General features: G+C 38.3%; 8 protein-coding genes. 6 read left to right on the plus strand and 2 right to left on the minus strand.

Annotated elements, in window-relative coordinates; all coding sequences use genetic code 11:
* The first annotated feature begins 65 nt into the window (after window positions 1-65).
* The 3 genes from ACWPVE_RS11425 to ACWPVE_RS11435 all read left to right on the plus strand — a co-directional run bounded on the left by ACWPVE_RS11425 (window position 66) and on the right by ACWPVE_RS11435 (window position 3,907).
* Window positions 66-1,187, plus strand: a complete 1,122-nt coding sequence (locus tag ACWPVE_RS11425) for a glycosyltransferase (protein WP_453993412.1) — start codon at window positions 66-68, stop codon at window positions 1,185-1,187.
* A 276-nt stretch (window positions 1,188-1,463) separates the two neighbouring features.
* Entirely contained in the window at window positions 1,464-2,528 is a 1,065-nt protein-coding gene (locus ACWPVE_RS11430) for a glycosyltransferase family 4 protein (protein WP_453993414.1), read from the plus strand.
* A 158-nt stretch (window positions 2,529-2,686) separates the two neighbouring features.
* On the plus strand, window positions 2,687-3,907 hold the full coding sequence (locus ACWPVE_RS11435; protein WP_453991135.1) for an ISL3 family transposase: 1,221 nt from the start codon (window positions 2,687-2,689) through the stop codon (window positions 3,905-3,907).
* A 138-nt stretch (window positions 3,908-4,045) separates the two neighbouring features.
* Here ACWPVE_RS11435 and ACWPVE_RS11440 read toward each other — a convergent pair whose 3' ends face one another.
* A complete protein-coding gene (locus ACWPVE_RS11440) occupies window positions 4,046-5,074 on the minus strand; it encodes an LCP family protein (RefSeq protein WP_453993416.1) in 1,029 nt (342 codons plus the stop codon).
* A gap of 29 nt (window positions 5,075-5,103) precedes the next feature.
* Entirely contained in the window at window positions 5,104-5,736 is a 633-nt protein-coding gene (locus tag ACWPVE_RS11445) for a YigZ family protein (RefSeq protein WP_453993418.1), read from the minus strand.
* A gap of 386 nt (window positions 5,737-6,122) precedes the next feature.
* Between ACWPVE_RS11445 and ACWPVE_RS11450 the strand changes: the two genes are divergently transcribed.
* The 3 genes from ACWPVE_RS11450 (at window position 6,123) to ACWPVE_RS11460 (ending at window position 13,108) form a co-directional block, all read left to right on the plus strand.
* Window positions 6,123-7,262, plus strand: coding sequence for a sensor histidine kinase (locus ACWPVE_RS11450; protein ID WP_453993420.1), 1,140 nt, complete (start codon window positions 6,123-6,125; stop codon window positions 7,260-7,262).
* A 193-nt stretch (window positions 7,263-7,455) separates the two neighbouring features.
* Window positions 7,456-8,145 carry a response regulator gene (locus ACWPVE_RS11455; protein WP_453993422.1) on the plus strand — a complete coding sequence of 230 codons (690 nt, stop codon included), beginning with the start codon at window positions 7,456-7,458 and terminating at the stop codon, window positions 8,143-8,145.
* 466 nt (window positions 8,146-8,611) lie between these two features.
* On the plus strand, window positions 8,612-13,108 hold the full coding sequence (locus ACWPVE_RS11460; RefSeq protein WP_453993423.1) for a S8 family serine peptidase: 4,497 nt from the start codon (window positions 8,612-8,614) through the stop codon (window positions 13,106-13,108).
* Window positions 13,109-13,136 lie beyond the last annotated feature (28 nt).

Below are 13,136 nucleotides of genomic sequence, written 5' to 3' on the forward strand. Positions count from 1 at the left end.
CAGCCTCCTATGTGGCCCCATTGGATCAAAGCCTTGCGCTTTTCTTATAATAAATGAACGATAGGATGAAATCTGTGAAAAGGGATCGAATATTAGTCATAAGCAACATGTACCCAAGTGAAGCATCTCCTACATTTGGAATTTTTGTAAAAAATCAGGTGGAGGCACTTAGAGAGCGTGGCTTAACAGTAGATGTTGTAGCCATTCAAAATCCTGCGAACCATAAAATGGGTGTTCTTACGAAGTATATGATGTGGATGTTACAAGCATTTTTCCTTCTTTTTGTCGGATATCGATATAAAGTGGTGCATGCACATTATGTATTTCCATCAGGTGTTTTAGGTCTTCTGTTTAAAAAAATCTGGAAATGTCATTTTGTTGTGACTGCTCACGGTAGTGACATTCATAAAATGGCGAAAATCAATGGGACAATTGAACGTATGACAAAGCTCATATTAAAGCAGGCCGATCATGTAATCGCTGTCGGACAAACACTCTATCAGGAGATACATGAGCAATTTGGCGTTAATGATTCAAAGCTCTCCACTATTAGTATGGGAGTAAATCGCCAAGTATTTAAGCCTTTAAGCTCAGAAATTGCAAGGAAAAATATTGGTCACCCATCAGGAGACCCAATGATTTTATTTGTCGGAAATCTGATCGAAGCAAAAGGAATTAAAGAATTGGTCTTGGCATTTGAAAAAATAAAGGCCGTTAAGCCTAATGCGTCTTTACATATGATTGGTCGTATCGCAAATGAATCCTTTTATCATCAAGTTAGACAAATGATAACTGAAAAGGGGCTGACAGATGTGACTTTCCACGGCCCAATGTCTCAAAAAGAGATCGCGCAGTGGATGTCAGCAGCAGATGTATTTGCATTACCATCATATAATGAAGGTTTTGGTCTAGTGGCACTTGAAGCCATGTCCTGCCATACCCCTGTCGTTGCAAGTGATGTCGGCGGACTTTCCTATTTGCTAGCTGACGGAGCGGGTGTCTTAATTCAGCCGAAGGACCCTGAATCATTGTATGTGGGGATTATGAAGGTTATTGAAAATGAAACACTTCGTCAGGGGCTAGTCAATAAGGGAGAACTCTTATCAAATGAAAATGACCAAGATTATTTAGTCGATAAAATTTTGACCTTATATGGAGTAAGTAGAAAAGAGCCTGCCCATTCGTAACATTTTGTTCATTTGACATCTTAAAAAAAGATGCTATATTAGGATGCAGGTGTAGAAGTGAAACTTTTATCTGTCAGTAACGTCTATATATGTGCTGGGAGAATAAATAGGTTTATGTACTAAATAAGTCGATCATACAGTTTTTGTTTTACTAGTTATCGAGATAACTAGATTATAATAATTAACCTGTTATGAAAAATAGTACAAAATAAAATAACTCATTATGTTTGTAAATATACTCGGTTTGGTTATCTTAATAACGAGGAGGGTCTGTATATGTTGTATTTGACCTTGATCTTATGTTTTATCACATCCATACTTGTTACACCCCTTGTAAAAAAATTGGCTTATAAAATCGGCGCTACCGATAAACCGAATCAACGAAAAGTTCATGAAAAGATTATGCCACGCTTAGGCGGTTTAGCGATATATATCAGTTTTATTATTGGTTACCTTGTTTTACGTCCAGAAGACGAATATGCATTTGCGATTCTTTTAGGGAGTTTCATTATTGTCATTACTGGTGTTTTAGATGACATGTTTGAGATTTCTGCAAAGTTTAAGTTGTTCGGTCAATTGCTTGCCGCAGGAATTGTGGTGATTTACGGAGGAGTTCAAGTAGATTACATCAATTTACCGTTTGGTGGGATTCTTGATTTCGAACTTTTAAGTATTCCAATCACTATTCTATGGATAGTTGGTATCACAAATGCAATTAATCTGATCGATGGACTTGATGGACTAGCAGCAGGAGTTTCGTCAATCGCCTTAATCACCATTTCTGGAATGGCGATTATTATGGGGGATGCATTCGTAACCGCAATGGGATTCCTATTATTAGGTAGTACCCTTGGATTTTTAATCTATAATTTTCATCCTGCGAAGATTTTTATGGGAGACACGGGTGCCTTATTTTTAGGATACATGATTTCGGTTCTATCTCTATTAGGTTTTAAGAATGTAACGATGATTTCTTTTATCGTACCAATCATTATTCTGGGTGTTCCGATTTCAGACACATTCTTTGCTATCATTCGTCGGATTGTCCATAAGCAGCCATTATCATCACCAGATAAGTCACATTTGCATCACTGCTTACTACGCTTAGGATATAGTCACCGTACAACCGTATTATTAATTTACGGAATGGCAGCTCTATTTGGACTAGCAGCAATTGTTTTTTCCCAAGCGACTGTCTGGGTCTCTATCGTTGTTCTATTCGTCATGTTATTGATTATTGAACTGGTTGTGGAGAAAATCGGACTTATTGGAAAAGGGTATCGACCTTTATTAAAGATTTATCGTGGACTACGATATTCATATGCAAAAGAAAAACAGTAAGTGTAGGGATATTCCCTACACTTTTTTGTGTGTAAAAAAACCGGCTCTATAATATTTGTTGGGGTTTAAACAAAATTTTGTGTGCATAAAAAAACACGCAAACTCCTCATTCTTTTATACTTGAATTGTCGAGAAACAAGTCTAAAGAATGGAGTTGCGTGTATATGGATTTTACCATGATTATTCCTGGATTAAAAGGGTCTATCCTAACCAATGTTGAAGAAGTGGGCGAAGTTATCCGCCTGTACGTTGAAATGGAGCGAAAAGTACATCGGTGCCCTAAATGTAATCAAAGGACGAGTAAAATTCATGACTATCGTATACAAAAAATTCAACACTTAAAGTGGTTTGAAAGAAAAACCCAAATCTTTTATAAGCGTAGACGATATGTCTGTGAATGTGGGAAACGTTTTTCAGAGAAAAATCCTTTTGTCATGCGTTATCAACGTACCTCAATAGAATGGAATCAAGCTATATCAATTAAAGCAATTAAAGGAAAAACATTTAAGGAAACAGCTGAAATCTACGGGTGTTCATCTTCAACCATTATACGTCGATTCGATCAAATTTCACGAAGTGAAATTCATCCGGTGGAAGAATTACCTACAGTTATAGCTATTGATGAATACAAGGGTGATACCCGCGAAGGGAAATACCAGTTAATCATTGCGAATGGGATAACAAAAGAACCGATTGATATTCTACCAAATCGTTATAAACGTACGATAAAGGACTACTTAAGAAAGCACGGATCTAGAGTGCAAATAGTCATAATGGATATGAATCATTCCTTTAAAGCAGCCGTTCAAGAGGCATTGGGTAAACCTGTTATTGTAGCTGATAGATTTCATTTTTGTCGTTACATCTATTGGGGGCTTGATGGAGTAAGACGTCGAGTACAAAACCAATTTCATGGCTACGACCGTAAAAAGTGTAAACGTATGAAACATGTCTTTCATAAAGACTGCCAACGCTTAACTAAGGATGAGAAATGGCATTTAAATCGTTACTTGGAGATGTCGAATGAACTCAAACAAGCATATGAAATTAAAGAGGCATATCGTTCTTGGTTTTTACGTGCCAAAGAAAACGGAAAAAACAGTATCAGTATGGTTAAAAAGGAATTGGAAGAACTATATAAGTTAATTGAGGATTCAAAGATACCTGAAATGATTAAAGCAATAAAGACCATACAAAATTGGCAAGTTGAAGTATTAAATAGCTTTGCCTATGAATATTCAAATGGGTTTTTAGAGGGAATTAATAATTCAACCAAAGTTCTAAAGAGAAATGCTTATGGATTTAGAGTTTTTGAACGCTTTAGGGCGAAGATTTTATTAACACACAAGTATAAAAGAATTGGGGTACATATTGGTTAACCGAGTTGGTGTGATTCTCCTCTATAAAAAATGATGAATGGTACCATCCATCATTTTTTATAGAGGCCACCAAGCGTAGCGCGGTAGCCTAAAACCCCAACATTTGATTTAGAACCAAAAAACCACCCAAGTGGGTGGTTAATTATTTGCGCCGATTGTTGAACTTGTATCATTACGCTCTCCAAGTTCATTGATTTCTAAATGCTCTCTTAATGTGGTTTTAATTTCTTCTAAATTGGACTGGTCAAGTTGATAGTAATAGCCACGGGATGTCCATAAATCGGCACCTTGTAATACGAGTGAATCAACTTGTAAATTTTGACCAGATGTTGCATAGTCATGTAATGAAATCATTTCTCCAAACGAAAGGTTCGTGGTGATGTTGTCTCCTAGTGCTGTAATGACATCACTATATTTTGTAATGGAACTAAAACTTGCTGCTTTTTCAATGATTGCTTTTACAACAAGTTGCTGTCTTTTCCCTCGCTCAATGTCATTGTCTATCTTCCGTGTTCTTGCTAATGCCAAAGCTTCCTCGCCATCAAGGTGCTGTAATCCTTTTTCTAAATGGATTGCATTTTTTTCATCTTTACTGTTTTGTTCAGAAAAGGATACTGGTACATCGACCTCAATGCCTCCAAGGGCATCCACGACATCAATAAAGGCTTCAAAGTTCATACGAACCATGTAATCAACTGGGATATCAAAAAGTTCCTCAACAGTAGCTATTGTGCCATCTGCGCCATTGAATGCATGTGCGTGATTTATTTTATCCTCTACACCTCTAATGGGATCATACACAAGTGAATCACGCGGGATGCTCACTAATTTGACGGATTTTTGTGATTCATTCAAGGTTGCTAAGATTAAAGCATCTGTTCTAGTATCCGCACCCATTGATCTTTTTTCACTATCATCAATTCCCATGAATAAAATAGAGATATTATCATGCTTAGGGTCGACTGGTTCAATACGTTTTTCAGACTTTATTCCACGATTTAACTCAGTTTTTGAATCTGCAGCAGCATCAGCTGCTTGCTTTACCAAGTAAGCCCCATATAGACCAGCTCCTACAATGAGTAGTAGCAGTGGTAAGACAATAAATATTAACAGTCTTCTTCTACGTTTTCGCTTTTTTAATTGCGTTCTTCGTGTTTTATTGGCCATTCATTTTTCTCCTCAACAAAAAGATGAAATTACATGTCTACTTCTAAATATGTCACATTACCCTCAAAAATATCGGCTCTCGCATTCGTAAGCTCTGTCATCCATTCGGTAAATGGTTCTTTTTTATTTTCTTCTACATAGGTTTCGATTTCTACAGCATCTATATACTTTATTTCTTTGATTTGGTAAATGGAGGAACGCAATTCATTTTCAACTTTACCAAGCAAGGTATAGTCAATCTTGGTATGCATGACCCTCATTAATCTGCGCTCAACAATACCAGTTGCATCAAGACCTTCTGAGGTAGATTTTCCATATGCACGGATAAGCCCACCAGCCCCTAATTTTATTCCGCCAAAATATCTAGTTACAACAACGACTGTATCCTTTAACTTTTTTTTCTTTAGGACTTCAAGAATCGGTACACCTGCTGTACCACTGGGTTCACCGTCATCGTTTGCTTTTTGGATATGATCGTTTTCACCGATCAGGTATGCTGAACAATTATGGGTGGCGTCCCAGTTTTGTTTTTTAATTTTTTGAATGAATTCTTGTGCTTCCTCTTCGGTTGTAGCGCGGTTTATATATGCGATAAAGCGTGATTTTTGAATATTAATTTCATGCTCGCCATATCCTTTTACTGTATAATAGGATTGTAGCATTCGTTAAAAACCTCCTATCGGGGCTCTTTGAAAGCAAAGATCGTACGTCAAATTTCGGCATGAACCGATTTTTTAAAAACAAGAAACTACAATTTTTCACATAGTTTTCAATGTCTAACTCCTGGCGCCATCAGCTTGAGGTCTTAAGCCAATCACTTCTGAAGGTAAAGGGCACCTTCTGTCAGTGCTCGTCTTAAGCTTGTCGCCGATAAGCGAGCTCCTTGCGCTTTTCTGATAAAATTTGCCCATTCTTCTATTATAAAACGACATAATTTTTACATCAATGCTTTGTTATAGGTATAGCTTGATTGTAATACAAATTTAATTAATATGAAATCCTATTAAAAAGAAATAAGGATATAATCTACGTTGATGGAGGTAGGAACATGGCCACCAAAGGACTTGACAGTAAAGTTCTTGATTCGATATTGGAAAAAATGGTGAATACCGTTGACTATAGCAAAGAAGAAATATTTAGAATTGGTGAGCAATCTCGACAAGAGTTTTTGACGTTAACGGACGAGTTAAAGGAAATTAAAGAGCGGGTTGGGACGATTATTGAAGAAGTTGATCGTTTAGAAAGCTATTCTCGTTTTGCACGAAAGCGTCTTTCAGAAGTCAGTAGCCAATTTAACAAGTATTCGGAAGACGAAATCCGTAATGCGTATGAGAAAGCCCATGAATTGCAGATGCAATTAACTGTTGTCAAGCAAGAGGAAAAGCAACTGCGGGAACGTCGTGATGAGCTTGAGAGACGTTTGGTCGGCTTACAAGAGACAATTGAGCGTGCAGATCATCTTGTCGGTCAAATTTCTGTTGTTCTTAATTATTTAAATAGTGATTTTAAGATGGTTGGTGAACTGTTAGAAGATGCCAAACAAAAACAGGCATTTGGTTTAAAGATTATTGAGGCACAGGAAGAAGAGCGTCGCAAGCTTTCTCGAGAAATTCATGATGGACCGGCTCAAATGCTAGCGAATGTCATGTTACGTTCGCAAATCATCGATAAGGTTTACAAGCAAAGTCCAGAACAAGGGGTAAAGGAAATCCATGATTTACGCAAAATGGTTCGTTCTGCGTTATACGAGGTGCGTAGGATTATTTATGATTTACGTCCGATGGCGCTGGATGATCTTGGATTAATTCCGACCCTCAAAAAATACCTGTCCACTATCGAAGAATATAACGACAAGACTAAAATTTCATTTGTGTGTGTAGGGTCTGAAAAAAGAATACCATCAAAATATGAAGTGGCCTTATTCCGTTTGGTTCAGGAAGCTGTCCAAAATGCTCTTAAACATGCGGAAGCACGGGAAATTGTCGTCAAGCTTGAATTAGCCAGAAAACATGTAACGGTAGTTGTGAAAGACAATGGAAAAGGTTTTGATATTCGTGAAAAGAAACAAGACTCATTTGGCTTAATCGGAATGCGTGAGCGTGTCGATTTATTAGATGGTAACCTCACAATTGATTCAAGTGTTGGTGCAGGAACTGTTGTAATGATTCAGGTGCCAATGGAGGTTTAATTTTTTCCCTTTTAGCTAACGAGTTAATTTCGGACTAGTCATGATACCTTACAAGAAATGGTTATTTTCAAATGAACTACTAAATCAACTAGGAAACTTATATGAAAACTTGCATTTATACTATGTTAATACTGCCAAAGGCGTATTGACCGAAATTGCCTCGATTGTAAAATGAAAGGGGGAGGCGTTATTCATGAAAACAAGCATAGTAATTATAGATGATCACCAATTATTTCGCGAGGGTGTAAAACGAATACTAGATTTTGAACCAACCTTTCAAGTGGTGGCAGAAGGTGACGACGGGTCCCAGGCGCTTGCTCTCCTTGAGCAGCATAATCCTGATGTTGTCATCATGGATATCAATATGCCAAACTTGAATGGAATTGAAGCAACGAAACAATTAATTGACACATACCCTGATACGAAGGTCATTATTTTATCGATCCACGACGATGAAAACTATGTGACGCATGCCCTTAAAACTGGAGCAACTGGATATTTATTAAAGGAAATGGATGCGGATTCTCTAGTAGAAGCGGTCAAAGTCGTTGCAGAGGGTGGATCATACTTGCATCCAAGAGTAACTCATAACTTAGTAAAAGAATATCGTCGACTTGCTGTGGCAAGTGGAGGTTCTGTTTCATCACAATCATTTGCAGATATGGAAGTTCGCCGACCATTGCATCTGTTAACAAGACGTGAATGTGAGGTTCTACAATTGTTGACGGATGGACGAAGCAATCGTGGGATTGGTGACGACTTATTTATTAGCGAAAAAACGGTTAAAAACCATGTAAGTAATATCCTACAAAAAATGAACGTTAACGACCGTACTCAGGCTGTTGTAGTGGCCATTAAGAATGGTTGGGTAGAAGTTCGATAGATAAATAGATTGGTAGAAGGCTAAGCCCAGTTGAGCTTAGCCTTTTTGTTGTGCGCTATTTTACAGTAATCCCAAATAGCAATATCGATTAACAGTTTATCTATTTTTGGAAGGACAAGGAACTTTCCCCTCTGTCTCATTTATGGGGGTAGGTTGAATAGGTAAAAAGTAACAATTGCCAGACAATAACCGACAAATATTACTCCTTGGCCCCTATTTATTTCCCGAAAGTATGATAAATATCCTGTATTTTAGTACGAACCCCAGTTAATTTTTACAAAAAACTACAAAAAACTCATTTGATGTCGTTTTGTACAGAATTTTAAGTGTTTATAGAATGTTAAGACTATAGTAACATTTAGGTTGTTTCATATTGTTACCATTTAATGGGTTAAAAGGGAGGGATTTGATACTGGGATTTGTAGAAGTAACGAAATGTAAATGAGAAAGAGAGAGGGGAAACGTATTGTCGAAAAGAAGTAGATTTAACAAGTTTTTTACGAGTTTACTAATCTTCACACTAGTATTTTCATTTTTTGCTCCAGGATTTGTATCCGCAGAATCGGCCTCTACGAAAACGATCAACATAGATGAACGAAAAGCGATTATGAAACAAGTCATTGAGGACCAAGAAGCACTTGTTTCACAAAAACCAACGGTCCATCCTTCCTTAGTTAATCTAGATGGAGACAAGAAAGTGTCTGTTATTGTTCAGCTTTCTGAAGCTCCAGTTGCCCTTGAAAAGGGAAAAAAGGCATTAAAAGGCCAATCTTTTTCTGCAGCACAAGCAGCAGATGCTGAAAAGAAAGTCACTGCCCAACAAGCTGCATTTGAAAAAGAGCTAAAAGAAGCAAACATTAAAGGAATCAAAGGACATTCCTATCAGAAAGTATTTAATGGTCTATCTTTAACTCTACCTGCAAAAGACATCCAAAAGCTTGTGAATATTAAAGGTGTCGTACGAGTAGAGCCAGATAGTGAGCGTTATGCGTTAAAAGAATTAACTCCTGTTGATGGTGAAGTATCAGCATCTATGAACACGAGTAATTCATACCTTGATATTCCTGAAATTTGGGACATGGGGTATGAAGGTGAGAATATAAAAGTTGCAGTACTAGATACGGGAATTGACTATCATCACCCTGAATTCGAAGGAATTTATAAAGGTGGACATAACTTTGTACTGCATGGTAGTGATTATGCTCGTGACCGTGCGGAAGATGATCCATATGAGACAACTCCAGAAGATCGACCGGCTCATATGCCAGAAGTGAATAGTAGTGGTCGTACGTTCTATACGGATCATGGAACACACGTTGCAGGTACAATTGCAGCAATTGGAGCCAATAAATATGGTATTAAAGGGATTGCACCAAAGGTTGATTTATATGCGTATCGTGTGTTAGGTGCGTATGGAAGTGGATCTACCTCTGGTATTATTGCAGCGATTGAGAAGTCTGTAGAAGAAGACATGGACATTATTAATCTCTCATTAGGGGGAGGAAGCAACAGCGAAACAGCGCCAGATTCAATTGCGATTAACAATGCTGTAATAGCAGGTGTAACGGCAATTGTTGCAACTGGTAACAGTGGCCCAGGACGTTCTACGATTGGAAATCCATCCACTGCTGCCCTAGCGATTTCTGTTGGAAACTCAACCGTACCTTCAGATAAGTTTGAAGCTTTAATGACTGTTAAAGCTGGTGATTTTGAAGATGAGTATCCAGTGAACTTGATGGGGTGGACATTTGCTTCAAATCCAGAAGAGACATTATCAGGAACATTTGATGTTGTAGCGGTTCCAGGGCTTGGAGCACCAGCAGATTACGATGGCCTAGATGTAGAAGGTAAAGTGGCACTTGTATCTCGTGGTGAAATCGCCTTTGTTGACAAAATCGCTGCTGCAAAAGCTGCTGGAGCACTAGGGATTATTATCCATAATAATGTCGATGGTGCTGGACCAGCTGGATTTTTACTTGGGGATTCGTTTAAATTCATCCCTACATATGACATTTCAACTGCTGATGGACAAGCTTTCAGAGATGCCATTGCAGCAACTGATCAGAAGTTTGGCCAAGTCACTTTCAGCAATTATGTAAAAAGTGAACTAGAAGGAGACGATATTAACGATTCAAGTTCACGAGGTCCATCGACTCCGAACTTTGATATTAAGCCAGATGTTTCTGCACCTGGTACAAATATTATGTCTTCCGTACCAGCTTATGGAAAAGATTATCCAGATGCGGATTATTCGGAAAGCTATGACCGTTTCACTGGTACAAGTATGGCAACACCGCATGTAGCGGGAATTGCTGCACTCCTTTTATCAAAAAATCCTGATTGGGACCCATTTGATATTAAGGTAGCTCTTTCGAACACGGCAAAACAATTAGACACTGAAAAATATGATGTGTTTGCACAAGGTGCTGGACGCGTTCAACCTTTAGAAGCTATTCAAGCAGAAGCTTTGGCCTATGTATCTGACACGACAGATCATGCAGACGAACCAGCTGCCCATGAAAAAGGGACTGTTACGTTTGGAAAAGTCGTTCCAAATGCGGAAGAAGAAACGGTTCTCACAAAACAGATTGACGTGAGAGACTTAGTTGGTAAGTCCAATACTTTTGATGTAAGTATTGAGGTGACAAAAGCCGCAACAGGTGCATTATCGGATGCTAAGGTTACGGTCGATAAATCCTCATTTACACTTAATGGTAGTGAAACATTAACTGTTACATTAACCGTGCCTGCAGGCGAAGAGTCACCAGGTAATGAGTTACTGGGTTACATTCATATCGTAAGTGAAGGAACAAAATTAGCGTTACCATTTGCAGCTGCATTTTCTGATGCAGGTCCATCTGGATTGGAGTATTTCCAATTAACGGATTATGCTATTTCGCCAAATGGTGATGGGAAGTATGAGCAAACTCTACTTCAATTTGGACTATTAGGTGATGAAGACCTGATGTCGATTGAACTGTGGGATGCTTCTAACCCAGAGGGTGGACCATTTGGAGATGGGTATATAGGCTATTTTGCATTCCAACCACTTTCAGCTGGATACTGGCAACTTCCAATTGGAGGATCTTATTTCGATTGGGAAACAGATGAAGAGGTGGAAATTCCAGATGGCGTCTATACGGTTGATATGAATTCATGGGATTTAGCGAATCTATCTATCAATTTCCTTGACTATACTGGTCCATTGTTTGTAAAAACTTCTCAACCAGAAGTTGCATTTGACGAGATTGAAGGAGAAATTGAAGGTACTGATTACGTTGTAAAAGGATCGATTACAGATAAGTTTATCGATTTCAAAACAATTGTAGAAAATGTATTTGGTGAGAGATATGACGCTAACAACTATCTAACTATTTCTTATGAACTAACGAATAAAGATGGCAGTGTGGTTGGTAAAGGCCCAATTACCATTGAAGATGATGGTTCATTTGAAATACCTTTAAGCGAATTACAAGGTGGCGAGAACACATTAGTACTGTCTGTTGAAGATAGTGTGGCAAACGCTGCTGAGGCAGAAATAAAACTTCCAGTAAAAGAAGCGGAAGAACCGAAAGAATTTACGGTTTCATTAACACCTTCCACAACGGAAGAAACAGAAGGTCCAGTTACTGTTTCAGTTGCTACGGACAGTGAAGAAGAACTAGTGGCAGTTAAATGGTTAAAAGGTGAAAAGTCAGCTGCTGATTTTGTAGAGGGTGGTATTGATATCAGCCTTGAGGAAATGGCATTTAATGTAGATGAGAATGGAACGTATACAGTATATGCGAAAAATAGTGTAGGTGTAGAAGCGGTCCAAACGATTTCTATCGAGAATATTGTGGTACCGCCAGCACCAATCGCAATTGAATTAACACCATCTACGACAGAACCGACGGAAGGTCCGATTACTGTTACGGTTACAACAGACAGTGAAGAAGAACTAGAATCGGTCAAATGGTTAGAAGGCAAGAAAGAGATTGCAGATTTTGCTGAAGACGGGAACGAAATCAATCTTGAAGAACTGTCTTTTGATGTAAGTGCAAATGGAACGTACACGGTGTATGCGAAAAATGCTGCAGGTGTAGAAGCAGTCCAAACGATTGTTGTGGACAATATTGTTGAACCGGTTAAACCAATCACAATTGAACTTACGCAAACGCCTACAGAGCCAACAGAAGGCCCTGTAACAATCACAGTAGCTACTGATAGTGAGAGTGACTTACTCACAATGAAATGGTTACAAGGGGAAAAAACAGCTGAAGACTTTGCGAATGCTGGCGCAGATATTGATGTAGAATCAAAATCATTTGAGGTTATTGAAAATGACACATACACCGTTTATGTGAAAAACCTTGATGGTGCTGAAGCATTAAAAACCATAACTGTTGAAAACATCATTGAACCGACAGAGCCTGTCACTATTGAATTAACACCATCTACTACCGAACCAACAGAAGGTCCAGTCATCATTACTGTTGGGGTAAATAGTGATGTTATCGAAATGAAGTGGCTTGAAGGCGAAAAGACAGTATCTGATTTCCAAAACGATGGAATGAACATCGACCTTGACGAAAAATCATTTACAGTTATTAAGAATGGCAAATACACTGTCTATATTAAAAATAGTGATGGAGTTGAAGCTGTTCAAGTCATTGAGGTAAACAATATCGAGCCTGGTGATGATCCGGAAAATCCAAGACCTGGAGATCCAGATCCACAACCAAATCCAGATCCGAAACCACAGGATCCAAAACCAGAAGCTCCAAAAGATCCTAAACCAGACAATTCTGGAAAACAACCTGGTGGTTCAGATAAGGACGGAGATAACAAGAACAAGGGTGGAAAGCTTCCGAAAACAGCTACATCTATGTTTAACTATCTCATCATTGGAGGAGTTTTACTAATAGCTGGAGCTCTTGCATTGTTTATCGTAAGTAGAAGAAACAAAAATGTAAGCCTATAAATGAAAGCACCTACCTTTACTCTTGGGA

Source organism: Bacillus nitroreducens (genome assembly GCF_964021195.1).